Below are 17,365 nucleotides of genomic sequence, written 5' to 3' on the forward strand. Positions count from 1 at the left end.
TTGTCCAAAGCCTTCCCGGTATAACGGCCGCGCGCACGGTGGCTTGAGCTGGTGCGCGAGGTGCCGCGCATCGCCAGGTCGCTTCGCGGCGCACCGGCGGTCAGGCATGGACAGGACGTTCTATCCTGGCGCCAAGTCGTGTCCTCACCAGGACGACGTGTTCCCGCAAGATATAGAGCGCATCGGCGTAGGCAAGCGGAAGCCGTATTGCGTCCAGCGACCGTTCGATGGAGACCAGTTCCGCAAGCAGCGCCTCGCGGCTGTGCTCAGCGGGCAGCGCGAGCGCCTTGCGCTCGACCGCCAGCAGACACCCGTAGAACCGGTAGATACGTGATCGGATCCGCCAGCGGTATAGCGCGGGAACGAGCCGAAGCGCCGGAACGATGAGCACCATGAGCGGCAGAAGCAGCAGCAGCGCGCGATCCGTCGCACTTGCGAGCCAGAAGGGCAGCGTGCGATACAGGTAGCTCTTTCCGGAACGGTAGTAGCGAGTCGCCTCTTCGCTGATAGGAAAATCACGCGCGATCGGGTTCGGGAACTGTCCTGCACGCTGCATGATCGTCGATTTTCCATGGACTTCCTGTGCCGCCTCGATGAGCAGATCGGACAGCGCCGGATGCAGCCCCTTGCGCGCCACGAGTTCGACCGTCGGCGCGATGAGGTGCACCGTCTGCGACGGAACGCGCCGGCCGAGATCGAGTATGCCGGGCGGCAGGTCCACCTCGTCGAGATAAGAAAAGCGCCGCGTGTATGCGGGTGCTTCGGCGAAATCCATCAGGGAGATGCCCGGAACCTTGTACAGACGCAGCATCAGCGCGCGCGTGGCCGAATCTCCGCTCAGGATCACGGCATCGGCTTCGCCATCGACGAGCTGAGTGGCGGCCTGAAGCCCGTCGGTCGAGAGCAGGGTCGTGTCGGCGCCGGGCGTTACGCCGTTCGCCGCCAGCAGTCTGAGCGACAGCTCGCGCGTGCCGCTGCCTTCACGGCCGATGGCGATGCGCTTTCCGCTCAGTTGCGACAACGACGTCATGAGATTGCCGCGATAGAACACCAGCAACGGCACATAGGTCACGCTGCCGAGCGACATGAGTTCGGCCGCCTGCTGGTCCCGGGCGACGCCGCTCTGAACCAGCGCCACGTCGACTTGCTGGGCCGGATCGAGCAGACGTTCGAGGTTCTCGCGTGAACCGTCGGAAGGCACGACATTGAGCGTGATGCCGTAGCGCGCGAGAACTTTGGCGTATTGCTTGCCCATCCAGAACAGCGAACTGTCGGGCTGACCGGTACTGATGGTGATGCTGCGCGGAACCGCCGGTCTCAACAACCAGCAGACGAGCATCATCGTGACGACGACCGACAAGATGCCAAGCGCGATCTTGCCCGGAAGGCTGTGCGCAATCGTTTTCCCGGAGCGCCATAGGTTGAGAGCACGCATCACGTCACGTCTTGCGTCGGCCAGGTGGCGGACAGGCTGATGATCTGGCTTCGGTGAGGATGTGGGCGATCATGGCGTCGGAACCGGTTCTCGGGTGGCTGTCACAACGACAGCGGTTCCCTCGTCTCCGAGGCGGCCATCTGGCATGACAAGTTCATCGGGAGAGCTTAAGGCACTCGTCGCCCCGGCGATGTGCCGAACAGGCGCGGAAAAGTGTCGTTGATTGCGCATTCTCCGGTCGCGGGCCGCCGCAGCGACCGCGCCGCAGGCGCCGAGGCGGTAGACGCAAACTGATCAGCGGAGCGGCGCAGGGCGCCTCAGGATCTGCGTGCAGCGCGCGCCACCTGCCGGCAATACATCGATACAGCGAGAGCAGCAGCCGACGGCTCCCAATGCCTCGCTCCTCCGACATCCGTTCCCGAACGCCAGATTACAAAATCAGCGCTATCGCTCCACGAAGTTTTGCGACCGATCTCAAGTTTTGCGACCTCCCGCCGAAATACAGACATCTATCCGGCCACGTGGGAATCACAGATGGGTCCTTATCCATCGCCACACCGCCGGACCGCAGATCAGAGCCCAGGTCATCGCGCTGATTGCGATTGACAACGTGACCGCCGCGCTGCCGCAGTCTTTCGCCCGCCCCGACAGCTCGTGCCGTTCGAGCGAGATGCGGTCGATCGCCGCCTCGATGCTCGAATTGATCAGCTCGACGAGCAGTACCAGCAGCACGGACGACGCGAGCAGCACGCGCTCCGTGGTGGCGACAGGAACGAGAAACGCAATGGGCAGCAGCACGATGGCCACGCACACTTCCTGACGGAAGGCGCTTTCCTCGCGCCAGGTGACGGCAATGCCGTCCCACGAATGACGCAGCGCGAACAGCCCGCGCAGCAGCCCGCGGCGTTTGACGATGGCGCCTTCGCTGGCGGATGACGACGAGTGGGTGGAAGAAGTTGGCCGGACCATGACGCGACGTGGCGGTTGTTTGTTCGAAGGATGTTTCAAGGATGCCCGAGTTGAACCGAACTGTCCGACATTATGCGTTTGTTTCGCCCGCTCTTTCGCAGCACCGGCGAGGAAATCCATTCACGACGCCTCGCGCGGCCGCCATCGCGCCCGCACCCGTCGCCACGACGCCGAACAACGGCCGCGCGGCGCGCGCCCGAGACATCTTCCCGATTTGCCGATGAAATCCGTTGTCCGCTTATGCCTGTCGCTGGCGCTGGCCGCCTGCGCGCTCGATGCCGCTGCCATTGCTCCCGCGCCCGTCGCGAGCGCCAGTGAAAACGTCGGCGCCACGACCGCCCACATCCCGTTCTCCGCTCTCGGCGCGTGGCAGGCGCTGCAGTTGCGCGGCATCGAAGACGCGCGCTCGGTATCGCTCGGCGTGCGGCTCGATCGCGTCGTGACGGGCGCGCATCTGCGGCTGCGCTACACCTATTCGCCGGCGCTGGTGTTCCCGCTGTCGCACGTGAAGGTGTCGGTCAACAACGAAGTCATTGCCACAGTGCCGTTCGACAAGGAGCACGCCGGGTCGATGGTCACACAGGACATCCCGCTCGATCCGCGCCTTTTCACGGATTACAACCAGTTCGGGCTGCGCTTCATCGGCCATTACACGATCGACCACTGCGAAGATCCGGCCAACACGGCGCTCTGGGTCGACGTGAGCCCGACGAGCCAATTCGTGCTCGATACCGCGCCGATCAAGCTGCCGAACGACCTCGCATTGCTGCCCGCGCCGTTTTTCGATGCCCGCGATGTCAGTCGCCTCACGCTGCCGTTCGTGCTGCCCGCGTCCGCCGACAGCGCGACGCTCAGAAGCGCGGGCGTGCTCGCGTCGTGGTTCGGCGCGCTCGCCGATTACCGGCAGGCGCGCTTCCCGGCGCTGAACGCATTGCCCGCCAACGAACATGCGGTCGTCATCGGCACGCGCGATCGCTTGCCGGCGGGCGTCGAGTTGCCGCGCATCGACGGGCCGACCATTCTCGTCGCCGATAACCCGGCCTCCGCCGATCGCAAGCTGCTCGTCGTGACGGGCCGCAATGCAGCCGAAGTCGATGACGCCGTCTACGCCCTCGTGCTCGGCCGCGCGGCCATGTCCGGCGCGTCGGCGAAAGTGGCGCGCGTCGACATCGGCAAGCCGCGCGAGCCCTACGACGCGCCGCGCTGGATGCCGACGAATCGCCCGGTCAGCTTCAAGGAACTCGTCGGCGATGCGTCGCAACTGCAAGTGTCGGGAAGCACGCCCGACGCAATCCGCCTGAACCTGCGCGTGCCCGCCGACCTGTTCTCGTGGAACGCCGCAGGCGTGCCGCTGAACTTGAAGTATCGCTATACGGCGCCGACGGTGCAGAACAACTCGTCGCTGGCCGTGGATATCAACGATCAGCTCGTCAAGTCGTTCCGCCTGCCCGTCGCCAAAGCCGACGACAGCGAGGGCCGCATCCAGTTGCCGCTGATGTCCGGCGCGAACAGCGGCGCGGCGAACGCGCTCGACATTCCGGCGTTCCGCGTCGGCAGCTCGAACCAGCTGCAACTGCGATTCGCCCTCGATTCGCAGAAGACGGGCCTCTGCGCGAGCGTGGCGACCAATCCGGCGCGCGCGGCAGTCGATCCGGATTCGACCATCGACTTTTCCGGCTTCGTGCATTACGCGCGCATGCCGAATCTCGCGTACTTCGCCAACAGCGGCTTCCCGTTCACGCGATACGCGGATCTCTCGCAGACGGCCATCGTGATTCCCGACCGTCCATCGCCCGCCGAACTCGAAGCCATGCTCACGATGCTCGGCCACATGGGCCAGTGGACCGGCTTGCCGAGCCTGCGGGTGACGATCGCGCGTCCCGGCGACCTGCCCGGCGTCGCGCAAAAGGATCTGCTCGTGATCGGCGGCGCGCCGTCGTCGCCGGTGCTCGCGCGCTGGCGCGATGCGCTGCCGCTCTCCATCGCCGATTCCGCGCCGAAGAACGACGGCGTCACGCGGGCGTCGTTCTCGGTCCGGGAGCAGTGGCGTGACGGCAAGCGTGTGACGAACGGCGGCGCGTCGCTCGATCAGAGCGGACCGCTCGCCGCGCTCATGGGCTTCCAGTTGCCGGGCGAAAAAGGGCGCAGCGTGATCGCGCTGGCCGCGACCGAACAGGGCCGTCTCGACGATCTGCTGGACGTATTCGAACGTTCCGAGCGCATCACGCAGGTGCAGGGCGACGTGTCGCTCGTGCGGCGCGGCGGCGTCGATAGCATGCGCGTGGGCGACACCTATGTCGTCGGCTATGTGCCCTGGTACGCGAAGCTATGGAGCCACGCAGTCGGGCATCCGGTGCTGCTCGGCCTTCTCGGTGCGGTCTCGGGCCTGCTGCTCGCCGTCGCCGCGTTCGCCGCGCTGCAGGAACTGGCCTCCCGCCGCAAGGGACTTTGAGCGATGACGCGCGTTTTTCGACGTCTGCGACGCGCGGTCGCGATCGCGGTGGCGGCGCTTTGCGCCAGCGCCGGCGCGACCGCCAGCCCGACCGCCAGCCCGACCGACAGCGCCGCGCCGCTTGCCTGCCAGCCGTCGTGGCCGCGCTGGGAAGCGTTCAAGAGCGGCTTCGTCTCGAAAGACGGCCGCGTGACCGACGTCGGCTCGGCCGATGAGCGGACGGTGTCGGAAGGGCAGTCGTACGGGCTCTTTTTCGCGCTCGTCGCCAATGATCGCGCGAGCTTCGACAGGATTCTCCACTGGACGGAAGACAACCTCGCCGCCGGCGACCTCACCGCCCGCCTGCCCGCGTGGCTGTGGGGCCGCGACGCATCCGGCACGTTCGGCGTGCTCGACGCGAACGCCGCATCGGACGCCGATCTGTGGATCGCCTACGCGCTGCTCGAGGCGGGCCGCGCGTGGGGCGAGCGCAGCTACACGGCGCGCGGCGCATCGCTCGCGCGGCGCGTGCTGGACGAGGAAAGCGCGATGCTGCCCGGGCTCGGCCTCACCGTGTTGCCCGGCCCGACCGGGTTTCATCCGTCCGCGGATTCGTGGCGCGTGAATCCGAGCTACGTTCCGCTGCAAGTCATTCGCGGCATCGGCGCGCGTCTTGCCGACGACGCCCGCTGGCCGCGTCTTGCCGCCTCGTCGGCGCGGATGCTGGCCGAGACCGCGCCGCGCGGATTCTCGCCCGACTGGGCGCTGTACCGGGCGCATGACGGTTTCCAGCCCGACGACGACACGCACGCCGAGAGCGCCTACAACGCGATTCGCGTCTATCTGTGGGCTGGCATGCTGGCATCGTCGGACGATGCGCGCGCCGCGCTGCTGCAACGGTTCACGCCGTTCGCCGCTTACATCGGCGAGCATGGCGCGCCGCCCGAACGTGTCGATACGCGCACCGGCCGCGCCGGTCCGAACGACGGCAACGCGGGCTTCTCCGCCGCCGCCGTGCCGCTGCTCACGGCGCTCGGCGAGACGGGCGTCGCGGACGCGCAAGCCGCCCGGGCGGAACAAGAAGCCGCGCCCGGCTACTACACGAGCGTGTTGACGCTGTTCGGCCTCGGCTGGCGCGAGGGACGTTATCGCTTTACGGCGCAAGGCGCGTTGCAAACGGCGGCTTCGCAGTGCGGAGGCACTCGCTGATGCGCGCGCTTCCCACCACCTCTCGCACCCCGCTTCGCACCCGACCGGGCCTGCTGCCCGCCGCGCTGATGTCGGCGAGCGTCGTGTGCGCGGTGCAGCTGCCCGCGACGAGCGCCCATGCTGCCATCCCCGCCGCCATCCCCGCTGCCGGTCGCGTTGCCGGTCACGATGACACCACGCGAGCCGATGCGCTTGCGCTGCCGCCGCTGGCCGGACGCCTCTACGGCACCGCGCGCGCGTGGGCGAACCGCCATCGCGACGATCTCGCGTTGCAGGCCGTCGACAAGGCATTGCTGATCGCGCCGGACGACCCGCGCCTCTTGGCCGAGCGCGTGCGCGTCCAGTTGCGGCTCGGCCAGGCGCAGAAAGCGCAGGCGACGCTCGCGCGCATGAAAAACGCTGCGCCCGAGGCGCGCCTCACGCGGCAGGTCGACGACGAATATCGCGTCGCGGTCAGCGGACGCGCGGAGTTGGCGACCATCCGGCTGTTGTCGCGAAGCGGCCAGTCGGAAGAAGCCGCGCGCCGCCTCGTCGCGCTCTTTCCGAACGGCGCGCCCTCCGGGGCGCTCGGCGCGGAGTATTACCAGATGATCGCCGCGACGCCCGCGCGCCGCAGCGAGGCGCTCGATGCGCTGCATCGCCGGGTCGCGGCCGATCCCGATGACGTCGACGCCGCGCTGACGCTCGCGCGCCTTTTGAACGCCAGCGACGCGACGCGCGCCGAGGCGAACCGCATCGCCTGGAAACTGGCGACGCGCACCGACACCGACCGCAACGCCGCGCTCGACGTCTGGCGTCACGTCTTGCAGTCGGCGGGCGCGGACACCGCGTATCTGCCGGCGCTGCGCGCGTATCTCGTCGTGGTTCCCGACGACACCGAGTTCAGGGACCGCGCCGATCTGCTCGACGCGCGCATCGAAGCGCAGCGAAAGCTGGAGCGCGATCCCGATTACATCGCGCAGCAGCGCGGCCTCGCTGCCCTCGAACGCGGCGATCTCGCTGCGGCCGAGCCTTTGCTCGCGCGCGCGGCGGCGGCCCGTCCGGGCGATGCGCAAGCCGTCGGCGGTCTCGGTCTCGTGAGGATGCGCGCGGGCCAGCGCGACGAGGCGCGCGCACTATTCGAACGCGCCGCCACGCTCGCGCCCGACAATCGCGGGAAATGGCAGGCGCTCGCCCGCACGGCGCAGTTCTGGGGCACGCTCGCGCACGCGCGCGACGCCGCCGGCGCCGGCAAGCCGGCCGATGCGGCACGCTACGCGCGCGAGGCGCTCGCGATGCAGCCGGGCAACGCCGACGCAGAGCTTCTGCTCGCCGATGCGCTTCTCGCGCAGGGCGACTGGCGCGCCGCCGAACCGATGCTGCGCGCGCAAGTCGATGGTCCCGCGCCGAGCCTGTCGGCGCTGCGGAGCATGCGCACGCTCCTCGAAGCCACCGGTCGCGGCGATCAGGTCGGCCCGCTCATCGAGGCGCTGCAGAGCCGCTTCGCCGCTGCCGACGATCGCCAGAGCCTGGTCGCGATGCGCGCCGATCTCGTTGCGGCAAGCGCCCAACGCTTCGCGGAACGCGGCCTCAACGGTCCGGCGGCGCAGCAGTACGAAGCCTCGCTGCGGCTCGAACCGAATCAGCCGTGGACGCGCTTCGCGCTCGCCCGCATCTATCGGGATCTCGGCTTGCCGCAACTGGGCCGCGCCGTGATGGACGACGGCCTCGCGCTCGATGCCGCAACGCCGATGCGTTACGCGAGCGCGCTGTATCGCAATTCGACGGACGATCTCGCCGGCGCGCAAGCCGTGCTCGCGCTCGTGCCGGATGCCGAGCGCAACGACGCAATGCGCGCGCTCGCCCGCAATCTCGACGCGCAACAGGCGTTGATCGACGCCCGCGCCGCGTACGCGCGCAACGATGCGCGCGCGGCTCGGGCGGCGCTCGCGCGCGCGCAATCGGAGGCAAGCGACGATCCGAACATGCTCGCGTCGATCGGCTCGGTGTATATCGATCGCGGCGAGACGGCGCGCGGTCTCGCGCTGCTGCGCGACTGGATGGCCGCGCATCCGCAGGAAACCGACATCGATGTGCGTCTGCGCTACGGCGATCTGCTGGGTGCTGCGCGGCGTGAATCCGAACTCGCCGACGTGCTCGCGCACGTTCGCCGCGCCGGCACGCTGACGCCGCGCCAGTCGGAACGGCTCGAGGACCAGTCGCTGCGCATGGCGCTGCGTCAGACCGACGACGCCATCGCGAGAGCCGACTATGTGCGCGCTCGCGCGCTGCTCGCGGCCGTGAGCGACGCGGGCCGCCGCGACCGGCGCTACGCATTCGAGCTCGCCGACCTTGCACGCGCGCAAGGCGACTACGCGGCGGCGCGCGCGGCGCTCGCGCCCGTGCTGGCGGCAGCGCCGGACGATGCCGAGACGCAGCTCGCGCTCGCTCGCGTGCTCGGCGACAGCGGCCGCAGCGGCGAGCGCCGCGATGCGCTCGCTCTCGTGCGCCGCGTGGTCGATGCCGCGCCGCCCGACGATATCGACACGCGCCTGTCCGCCGCACGCCGGCTGTCGGCGCTGCGCCGCCCGCAGGACGCGCAGGGCATCGTGCAGCCGCTGCGCGTCGCTTATCCGGCGCGGCCGGACGTCACGTTGCAGGCGGGACGCGTCGCCGAAGACCTCGGCGATTACGCGGATGCGGCGTCGCTGTATCGGCTGTCGATGGATCAGGAGCGCGCGTCGGGCAGCGCGTCGGGGAGCACGACTTCCTTCGGCACGCCCGCCGGCGCAATCCGCCTGACGCCCGCGCAGGAGGCGTTCGACGATCTCGGCCAGCGCCGCAATCCGGAAGTGGAGACCGGCTGGATTCCCGCCTACAAGTCCGGCGATGCCGGCGTGTCGGAGTATCACGCGCAACAGGTGCCGGTCTACGCGCAGATTCCGTATGGCTATGACGGGCATTTTTTTGTTCATGCCGATGCGGTGCATCTGGATGCGGGGACGCTCGATGTCAGCGGCCGCGGCGGGTCGACCATACCGTACGTCGTCAACACGTTCGGCACGACGGCGGGCTTTTTCACCGACGCGGCGGCGCTGCGCAGTTATGCGGCGGGCGCCGTCACCTCCGGCGACCTGCACCAGCACGCGAACGGTCTCGGCGGCGGCGTCGGCTATCTCTCCGACAAGTGGCGCTTCGACCTCGGCTCGACGCCGCTCGGCTTTCCCGTGCATTACCTCGTCGGCGGCGCGCGTTACCGGTTCGATGCCGGCCCCGCGAGCTTCTCCGTGTCGGCGTCGCGCCGCCCGGTGACGAGCAGCGAACTCGCCTACGCGGGACTCACCGATCCGCTCACGCACGCGGTCTGGGGCGGCGTGCGGCGCGACGGCGTCGATCTCCATGTGGGCGCGGATATCGGCCGGATCGAAACCTTCGCGGATCTCGGCGTCGGCGCGCTGACCGGGCGCAATGTCGCGAGCAATCAGGAATTCACGCTGCGCACGGGCTTCAGCGTGCCGGTGTATCAGCGCGCGACGATGCGCGTGCTGACCGGTCTCGTTGCCAATGCGTGGCATTACACGGACAACCTGCGCTACTACACGTTCGGGCAGGGCGGCTACTACAGCCCGCAGCGGTATCTGTCGCTCGGCGTGCCGCTCGAATTCATGGGCAAGCGCAACGGCTTCATGTGGGACGTCACGGTGACGGGCGGCGTGTCGAATTCGTACGAAAAAGATTCGCCGTACTTCCCGAACGGGCTTCCGTCCGTGGCGGGTCTGTCGCCGGTGGATGTCAGCCAGCTCAAGTTCAGCGGCGGGTCTACGCAGGGCGTGAGCTTCTCCTATGGCGTCGCGGCGACCGTCGAATATCGCGTGAATCCGCAACTGGCCATCGGCGCTCGCGTGAGCATCGATCATTCGCATGACTACGCGCCGAGTTCCGGCATGGTCTACGCGCGCTTCGCCTTCTCGGCGCGCAAGGACGATTACCGCATCAGCCCGCAGCCGGTGCGGCTGTATTCGAGCTATTGACCGGCGCTGGAGGAACGGATGAACACCGATCTGAATCGATCCACGGGCGCAACCGGGAAAGCGGGCGCTGCATCGCCGCGTGCGCCCGGCGTGCTGTCGGCGCTCGCGCAGTTCGCGCGCTCGCGCTTGTTCCGCGATGACGACACGACCTGCCGCGTCGGCATAGACGCGCTGCCCGACGATCTCGCGACGCTCGAGCGCGGCGCGCTGTACGCGGTGCAGGCCGCGCCGCGTTCACCGGAATGCGATGCGCTCATCTGGGAAACGGTGCGCTCGGCAGGCCCACGACCGACGACCGTCGTGCTCGCGCGCGAACGTGGCGACGCTGCGGCGCGCCTTCGCGAACTGGGCTTTGCGGGCTCGGCGACCGCAGGGTGGCCGCGCCGGCTCGATGTGCTCGCCATGCCCGACGAGCACGAGGATAGCGCCGCGCAGACGCAGGCGCACACGCAGACGCCGCAGGCGCTCGCGCGTCTCATCGGCGGCTTGCTTGCGCTCAGGCGCTTCGGCACGCGGCGCAATGCGCTTTACATCGTCGAAGGCGCGCAACGCTGGTTCACCTGGAGCGATACGGCGGCGCTCGCGCGCGAGGGGCGCCTGCTCGCGGACTGGTGCGCGACGCGCGGCGTCACGATGCTCCTCCTGCTCGGCGACGATGCCGCCGCGCCCGGATCCGATACCTCGCCCGATTTCGACGAGGCCGCCGACAAACGGAGCGGACGCGAGCTGAACGGCGCGTGCGCGGGCGTGGCGCGCGTGCAGCGAGCGAACGGCGAACTGCTCTGGCAGGTCGACTTCTGGCGCGCCGGCAAGTCGCTCGTGACGGGCGACGTTCGCGCGTTGCGCTTCACCGGCGATGGCCGGCTGAGCGTCGCGCCGGCGGACACGCAAGGGGGGGCGATGCGGATCGCGCACGACGAAGACCGCGTCGTCGTGTGCCGGGCCGTGACCGGCGACGAGCCGTGGGTGCCGCGCAACTGGGAAGTGCTCGACGACCGCGATGCCGTCGTGGCGGCCTGCCGTGACGCGCGCGCCGCGACGGTCGTGCTTGCGCATCGCAACGGCGCGCAACTGGAGCAACTGTGCGAAGCCGTGCATGTGCTCAGGCGCCGCAGCGGCCGCGCGCTAAAGATCGTCGTGGTAGAGCGCGGCGAGGTGTTGCGTCACCAGTACGAACTGCTGATGCTCAGCCTCGGCGCGAACGCGGTCGTCGCCCGCGACACGCCGTTTTCGCGGCTCGAATCGATATTGCAGTCGGTGCAGGGCCAGCTTTATACGCGTGCGCTGATGCCGGACTACCGCGCGGCGCTCGCCGCATCGCTCGCCGATGCCGCGCTCGGTTATCTGAACGCCGCCGCGTTCTGCGCGCAGGCGCAGGCGGCCCTGACACGCGGCGCGATCCTGCGTCTGCCTCACGTGCTGGCGAAGCTCGCGCTGCCGCCGTCGCTCGCCCACGTCGATGCGCTCGGTCATTGCCGTCCGCGCCGCGCTGGCGACGTTTTCACCGCCGATGCCACGCATGTCTACGTCTTTCTCTTCGGCTGCCGGCTGTCCGATGCCGACAACGCGCTCGCGCGCATCTTCACCGCGCCGGTGGCAGGCATCGCGGAAAAAGTGACGTATTTCTCGAACGACGGCATTGCCGCCGAACTGGATGCGCTCGACGCGGCCAACCGGCGCGCGCCGCTCGCGGACTACAGCGATCTGTTTGCGAGCGCGGCGCCTGCCGGCCAGCCCGCCGCGGCCGTGGAACCCGAGGCCGTGCGCCGCGCCCGCGCCGAACTCGACGCGCTGCATGAAGTGCTGGAGCACGAAGCGCGCAGGCAGCGCGCGGACCTGGCCGTCGATAGCAAAACCGCGACGCACGCGCGTCGGGCCGTGCCGGCCCGCATGCCCCTCGTCGAACCGGGAAAGTGATATGGGAACCTTGCTGCTTTTCGCCGCCATCGGTGCGCTCGCGGGCGCGCCGCTCTGGTTTGTCTGGCAACGGCGCGGCGCGCGCGGCGGCCTGATCGCCGCGCGTCATTTCGATCCGCGCGACGCGGCGCCGTGCCGCATCGAAGCCGTCGCGCTCAATGGGCGGCTGCTGCCCGATGCCGATGGCGCCCGCCCCGAGGCGAAAGCATGAAGACCATCGCCGTAGTCTCCACCACGGGCGGCGCGGGCCGCACGACGGTCGCCGCCACGCTCGCGGTGCTGCTCGCGCGGCGTGGCCGCGATGTCGTCGCGATCGACTTCGATTGGCAGAACATGCTCGGCGCGTGGCTCGGGCTCGATGCGTTAGCGCCGCGCGGCATCGGGGAGGCGCTTTTGTGCGCATCGGACACATCGGGTACATCGGACACATCGGGCGCCTGGGAACACACCTGGCGCAACGACGACGGCGTGCTCTTCGTGCCGCACGGCCAGCTCACGCTCGATGAGGCCGCCGCCTGCGATGCGCGTCTCGCCGCGCATCCGCAATGGCTCCGTCACGCCATCGCGCAGATCGCGCTGCCGGCGAGCGGCGTCGCGGTGATCGACACGCCGCGTTATCCGTCGCGTCAGGCGCAACAGGCCGCGTGCGCCGCCGATCTCGTGCTGTGCGTGTGTCCGCCCGATCCCGCCGCCTGCGCGACGTTCGTCGCCCATCTGCCCGCGTTGCTCGATGCGTGCCGCGATGTGCGCATCGTCGTGAATCGCCTGAATCCGGCGCGCGAAATGCAGCGTGATGTCCTCGCGATGCTGCGCGCGGCGGCGGGCGGCGTGCCGGTGGCGCAGCGCATCCACATGGAAGCGGCGCTGCCCGAGGCGTTCGCGCGCGGAGCGTGGCTGATGGACGAAGCGCCGCATACGCAGGCGTCGCACGATCTGCACGGCCTCGCGCATCACGTCGATGCGTGGCTCCCCGCGCTCGAAGCGAGTATCGCGGCATGAGTGCGACCAACGTGAAGACGCGCCGCGAGCGCGCCGTCGACTGGATCGCGCAGGGGCTCGGCTTGCCCGCGCAACGCTCGCCGCTCGACTGGTGCGTGCGCCTTTTCTTCAAGCCGCCGCGCGATTCCCGCCGCGACGTGGCCCGCGAGTGGATGCGCGCGTTCGTGCTCGCGTGGGCGCGCGAGTGGGGCGTCATCGACGTGCGCGATCCGTGGGCGTGGTGCATGCGCGCGTTCGTTCGCGCGCCGCGCGAACGCGGCCGGCCGATGACCGCGCGCGCGGCGCGCGTTCTCGATGCGGTGGAACGAATGCTGACGCCGTTCGTCGTCGCGATCATCACCGCGAGACGCGCCATCGACGCGCGCATCGACCGCCTGCCGTGGGCACGCGTCGGCGCGCGCCTCGAAGGCGGCGCGACACGCATCGGGCGTGTGCGCTGGGCGCTTCCCGCCATCACCACGCTCGGCGGGCTGATCTGGCTGACCGTCGGCACGTCGCCGCTCGGGGCGGGCGGCCAGTTCGCGTTCTTCGCGGTGCTCGCGGGCTTCGCGCTGATCGTTCGCCGGCTGCCGGGACGCATGCCCGTGCTGATCCTCGCGGCGCTCGCGATGCTCGTGACGGCGCGCTACATCTGGTGGCGCACCACGCAGACGCTCGACTTCCGCACGCCGATGGAGGGCATCGTCGGTTATGCGCTGTACGGGGCCGAAGCCTATACGTGGATCGTGCTGCTGTTCGGTTTCGTGCAGACCGCGTGGCCGCTCGAACGGCCGGCCACGAGGCTGCCGGACGATCCTGCCGACTGGCCGAGCGTCGATGTCTATATTCCGACGTACAACGAGCCGCTCGCCGTCGTGAAGCCGACGCTTTTCGCCGCGCAGGGCATCGACTGGCCCGCGGACAAGCTGCGCGTGTATCTGCTCGACGACGGGCATCGCCCGGAATTCGAGGCGCTGGCGCGCGCGGCGGGCATCGGCTACATCACGCGCGACGACAACAAGCACGCGAAGGCGGGCAACATCAACCGGGCGCTCGCGAAGACAACGGGCGAATACATCGCCATTTTCGACTGCGATCACGTCCCGACGCGCTCGTTTCTGCAGGCGACGATGGGCACCTTCTTCGCCGATCCGAAATGCGCGATGGTGCAGACGCCGCATCACTTCTTCTCGCCCGATCCGTTCGAGCGCAACCTCGGCACGTTCCGCCGCGTGCCGAACGAAGGCAACCTGTTCTATGGCCTCGTGCAGGCCGGCAACGACCTGTGGAACGCCACGTTCTTCTGCGGATCGTGCGCGGTCATCAAGCGTGCGCCGCTTGAAGAAATTGGCGGGATTGCGGTGGAAACCGTGACCGAGGATGCACATACGGCGCTCAAGCTGCACCGGCGCGGCTACACGACGGCGTATCTGCCGACCGTGCAGGCGGCCGGTCTCGCCACCGAAAGTCTCGCGAGCCACATCAAGCAGCGCACGCGCTGGGCGCGCGGCATGGCGCAAATCTTTCGCATCGACAATCCGTTTCTCGGGCGCGGGCTCAACTTCTTTCAGCGCCTCTGCTACGGCAACGCGATGCTGCATTTCTTCTACGGCATTCCGCGTCTCGTCTTTCTGACGATGCCCATGTGGTACCTGTTCTTCCAGATGTACTTCATCAATGCGGCGGCCACGACCATCGCCAGCTTCGTGCTGCCGTACATCGTGATTGCGAACATCGCGAATTCGCGGATGCAGGGCAAGTTCCGCCATTCGTTCTGGGCGGAAGTGTATGAGTCGGTGCTCGCGTGGTACATCGCGCTGCCGACGACCGTCGCGTTCATCAGCCCGAAGCATGGCAAGTTCAACGTGACGGACAAGGGCGGGCGCATCGACGAGACGTACATCGACTGGGCGATGAGCAAGCCGTATCTGTTCCTGCTGGCGCTCAATGCCGTGGCGATGTCGGTGGGCGTCGTGCGCCTCGTCTGCGGCGCAGGCGACGAAGCCGCGACCATCCTGATGAACGTCTTCTGGACGCTCTACAACCTCGTGATGCTCGGCGCGGCAGTGAGCGTGGCGCGCGAGGCGAAGCAGGTGCGCGTGACGCATCGCATCGCGATGACGATGCCTGCGACCCTCGTGCTCAACGACGGCAGCATGATCGCGTGCGCGACGAGCGACTATTCGACGGGCGGGCTCGGGCTCGTCGTGCCGCCGGACAGTCTGACGCTGAAGACCGGGGATGCGCTGGGCGTCATCGTGAGCCGGGGCGAGCGGCAGTTCCATTTTCCGGTACGCGTGACGCGGCTGGCCGGCGCGCATCTGGGCCTGAGCTTCGAAAAACTCACGCTCGAAGAGGAGCGTCGGCTCATGCAATGCACGTTCGGCCGCGCGGATGCGTGGGTCGAATGGGGCGAGCGCGCCGAGCCGGACGCGCCGCTCCGCGGGCTGAAGGAAGTGCTGCTGATGGGCGTGGAAGGCTATGCGCGTCTTTTCGACGGCGCGCGCCGGGCGCTGATTTCCGGACTGACGCCCGAGCGGCGCTAAAGGTTTGTCGCTCGGAAGCCGTAGATGAGGCAGCGATCGCATACTCTCAAACACGATGACGTTCTGGAACCTCTATTTCATCAGCAAGCTGGCGTTGTTCTCGACCGGCCATCTGAAGCCGCTGTGGCTCGCGAACATGGCGTTCGCGCTGGCGCTCGCGATGAGCGCGCCGCTGCGTGTGCGGTCGTGGCGCGCGGTGCGGCTCATCGCGGGACTGGCGGTCGGCTTGCCGCTGATGTATCGGGAGGCGAACGTGCCGCCGTTCGGGCGCATCGTCGAAGAGTTCGGCAATCTCAGCACGTTCAGCTTCGGCTACTGGCTCGAATTGTTGCCGCGCTTTCTGCCGCCGATGTTGGTCGGCATCGCGCTGTGCGGGCTCGTCGTCTATCTGATCGTCAATCGATGGCTGCGCGTCGCGACCTTCGTGATGCTCGCGCTCTTCGTGTTGCCGGCGTGGCAGGGCGCGAGCGAGGTTCTCGCCCGTATTCACGCCGCGCCGACGCAACCCAGCGTGGTCGCAACTAACGGTCCTTCCGCTCAACCCCTGGACTACAACGCGACGCTCGCGGCGTTCCGGGCGAAGGAATCGCAACGACAGGTGAGCTTCGGGCATCTGTCGTCCAACGCGAGCGAGCAGTTCGACGTCATCGTGCTGCATATCTGCTCGCTGTCGTGGGACGACCTCGATGTGGCGAAGGCGCGCAACCATCCGTTCCTGTCGCACTTCGATTATCTGTTCACGAACTTCAGCACGGCGGCGAGCTACAGCGGCCCGGCGGCGATTCGCGTGCTGCGCGCTTCATGCGGTCAGGAAGCCCACGCGGACCTGTACAAGGACGCGCCGGCGCAATGTCATCTGATGGCCGATCTCGCGCAGGCGGGTTACACGCCGCAGGTCACGTTCAATCACGATGGCCACTTCGACAACTTCACCCAGCTCGTGAAGGACAACCTGGGCGTGCCTAATGTGCCGTTCGTTTCCAACGCCGCCGCGCCCGTCGCGATGCACGCGTTCGACGGCTCGCCGATCGCCGACGACTACGGCACGCTCGCAAACTGGTATGCGCAGCGCGCGCAGACGCCGGGGCCGGTCGCGCTGTACTACAACACGATCAGCCTGCACGACGGCAACCGCCTGCCCAACAACAAGCTGTCGAGCCTCGAGTCCTATCCGTTGCGCGTGAACAAGCTGATGAGCGATTTCGACAAGTTCGCGGACCTCATCGCGCAGTCGGGGCGCCGCGCGGTAATCGTCTTCGTGCCGGAGCACGGCGCGGCGCTTCGCGGCGACAACAATCAGGTCGCGGGCCTTCGCGAGATCCCGACGCCGAGCGTGATCCACGGGCCGGTCGGCGTGCGGCTCGTCGGCTTCTCGGGCAATCATGGGCCGACGACGGTCATCGATCAGCCGACGGGGCATCTCGCTGTGGCGCAGCTGTTGGCCAACCTCGTGTCGGACAGTCCGTTCAAGCCGGGCGTGACGCTGTCGCAATACGCGTCGAAACTGCCGGAGACGCCGATGATCGGCGAAAACGAGGAGACCGTGACCATGAAGACGGCCACGGGTTATGTCGTGAAGACGCCGGATGGCGTGTGGGTCGAGCAGAAATGAACGACAAGGTAACTGCGGTTCCCGCGATAGCCGTCCGCGCCGTCCACGATGTCGACGCGCTCGCGCAGAAGCTGCCCGGGCTGGACCCGGCGCGCTATTTCGACTCGCAAGCGGACGAGGAATATCGCGCCGCGCTCACGCGATGGCCGGTGATGGCGCGGTTGATGAAGCTCGTTCCAACGGCGACGACGGCTTCCGACGAGATGGCGCGACTGGTGAGCGACGAGGCCGGCTAACGCAAGCCCTCATCGCGGCCCA

General features: G+C 68.3%; 11 protein-coding genes. 9 read left to right on the forward strand and 2 right to left on the reverse strand.

Annotation, left to right across the window (positions count from 1 at the left end; genetic code table 11):
• Positions 1-100 precede the first annotated feature (100 nt).
• Together LDZ26_RS19955 and LDZ26_RS19960 are read right to left on the reverse strand one after the other, a co-directional pair.
• Positions 101-1,435: a TAXI family TRAP transporter solute-binding subunit gene (locus LDZ26_RS19955; protein WP_244850974.1), complete on the reverse strand. Its 1,335-nt coding sequence runs from the start codon at positions 1,433-1,435 to the stop codon at positions 101-103.
• Positions 1,436-1,963: 528 nt separating this feature from the next.
• Positions 1,964-2,404, reverse strand: a complete 441-nt coding sequence (locus LDZ26_RS19960; RefSeq protein ID WP_244851105.1) for a diacylglycerol kinase — start codon at positions 2,402-2,404, stop codon at positions 1,964-1,966.
• Between the two features lie 220 nt (positions 2,405-2,624).
• Here LDZ26_RS19960 and bcsB point away from each other — a divergent pair, with 220 nt between their 5' ends.
• Genes bcsB through LDZ26_RS20005 form a run of 9 tightly spaced genes read left to right on the forward strand, consistent with a single transcriptional unit; the run spans position 2,625 to position 17,343 of the window.
• Positions 2,625-4,856 carry a cellulose biosynthesis cyclic di-GMP-binding regulatory protein BcsB gene (gene bcsB, locus LDZ26_RS19965; protein ID WP_244850975.1) on the forward strand — a complete coding sequence of 744 codons (2,232 nt, stop codon included), beginning with the start codon at positions 2,625-2,627 and terminating at the stop codon, positions 4,854-4,856.
• A 3-nt stretch (positions 4,857-4,859) separates the two neighbouring features.
• The gene (gene bcsZ / locus LDZ26_RS19970) at positions 4,860-6,044 is read left to right on the forward strand and encodes a cellulose synthase complex periplasmic endoglucanase BcsZ (protein ID WP_244850976.1); all 1,185 of its coding nucleotides are present in this window, start codon (positions 4,860-4,862) and stop codon (positions 6,042-6,044) included.
• On the forward strand, positions 6,044-10,054 hold the full coding sequence (locus LDZ26_RS19975) for a cellulose synthase subunit BcsC-related outer membrane protein (RefSeq protein ID WP_244850977.1): 4,011 nt from the start codon (positions 6,044-6,046) through the stop codon (positions 10,052-10,054). Before bcsZ ends, LDZ26_RS19975 begins: the two co-directional genes overlap by 1 nt.
• An 18-nt stretch (positions 10,055-10,072) precedes the next feature.
• Positions 10,073-11,971 (forward strand): cellulose biosynthesis protein BcsE, encoded by a 1,899-nt coding sequence (gene bcsE / locus LDZ26_RS19980; RefSeq protein ID WP_244850978.1) that lies wholly within the window; start codon positions 10,073-10,075, stop codon positions 11,969-11,971.
• A gap of 1 nt (position 11,972) precedes the next feature.
• A complete protein-coding gene (locus tag LDZ26_RS19985) occupies positions 11,973-12,182 on the forward strand; it encodes a hypothetical protein (RefSeq protein WP_244850979.1) in 210 nt (69 codons plus the stop codon).
• Positions 12,179-12,970, forward strand: a complete 792-nt coding sequence (gene bcsQ / locus LDZ26_RS19990) for a cellulose biosynthesis protein BcsQ (RefSeq protein ID WP_244850980.1) — start codon at positions 12,179-12,181, stop codon at positions 12,968-12,970. Before LDZ26_RS19985 ends, bcsQ begins: the two co-directional genes overlap by 4 nt.
• Complete coding sequence (gene bcsA, locus LDZ26_RS19995; protein WP_244850981.1) at positions 12,967-15,495, forward strand: UDP-forming cellulose synthase catalytic subunit; 2,529 nt, start codon at positions 12,967-12,969, stop codon at positions 15,493-15,495. The genes bcsQ and bcsA overlap by 4 nt, the downstream gene beginning before the upstream one ends.
• Positions 15,496-15,550: 55 nt before the next feature.
• The gene (gene bcsG, locus LDZ26_RS20000) at positions 15,551-17,107 is read left to right on the forward strand and encodes a cellulose biosynthesis protein BcsG (protein WP_244850982.1); all 1,557 of its coding nucleotides are present in this window, start codon (positions 15,551-15,553) and stop codon (positions 17,105-17,107) included.
• Positions 17,104-17,343 (forward strand): hypothetical protein, encoded by a 240-nt coding sequence (locus tag LDZ26_RS20005; protein WP_244850983.1) that lies wholly within the window; start codon positions 17,104-17,106, stop codon positions 17,341-17,343. Before bcsG ends, LDZ26_RS20005 begins: the two co-directional genes overlap by 4 nt.
• The last annotated feature ends 22 nt before the right edge of the window (positions 17,344-17,365 follow it).

This window comes from Caballeronia sp. SL2Y3 (assembly GCF_022879575.1).
In the GTDB taxonomy this organism is placed as follows: Bacteria; Pseudomonadota; Gammaproteobacteria; order Burkholderiales; family Burkholderiaceae; genus Caballeronia.

Coding starts and splice junctions, on each gene's coding strand:
- LDZ26_RS19955 (WP_244850974.1), bottom strand. CDS start 1,435: ATGCGTGCTCTCAACCTATGGCGCTCCGGGAAAACGATTGCGCACAGC.
- LDZ26_RS19960 (WP_244851105.1), bottom strand. CDS start 2,404: ATGGTCCGGCCAACTTCTTCCACCCACTCGTCGTCATCCGCCAGCGAA.
- bcsB (WP_244850975.1), top strand. CDS start 2,625: ATGAAATCCGTTGTCCGCTTATGCCTGTCGCTGGCGCTGGCCGCCTGC.
- bcsZ (WP_244850976.1), top strand. CDS start 4,860: ATGACGCGCGTTTTTCGACGTCTGCGACGCGCGGTCGCGATCGCGGTG.
- LDZ26_RS19975 (WP_244850977.1), top strand. CDS start 6,044: ATGCGCGCGCTTCCCACCACCTCTCGCACCCCGCTTCGCACCCGACCG.
- bcsE (WP_244850978.1), top strand. CDS start 10,073: ATGAACACCGATCTGAATCGATCCACGGGCGCAACCGGGAAAGCGGGC.
- LDZ26_RS19985 (WP_244850979.1), top strand. CDS start 11,973: ATGGGAACCTTGCTGCTTTTCGCCGCCATCGGTGCGCTCGCGGGCGCG.
- bcsQ (WP_244850980.1), top strand. CDS start 12,179: ATGAAGACCATCGCCGTAGTCTCCACCACGGGCGGCGCGGGCCGCACG.
- bcsA (WP_244850981.1), top strand. CDS start 12,967: ATGAGTGCGACCAACGTGAAGACGCGCCGCGAGCGCGCCGTCGACTGG.
- bcsG (WP_244850982.1), top strand. CDS start 15,551: ATGACGTTCTGGAACCTCTATTTCATCAGCAAGCTGGCGTTGTTCTCG.
- LDZ26_RS20005 (WP_244850983.1), top strand. CDS start 17,104: ATGAACGACAAGGTAACTGCGGTTCCCGCGATAGCCGTCCGCGCCGTC.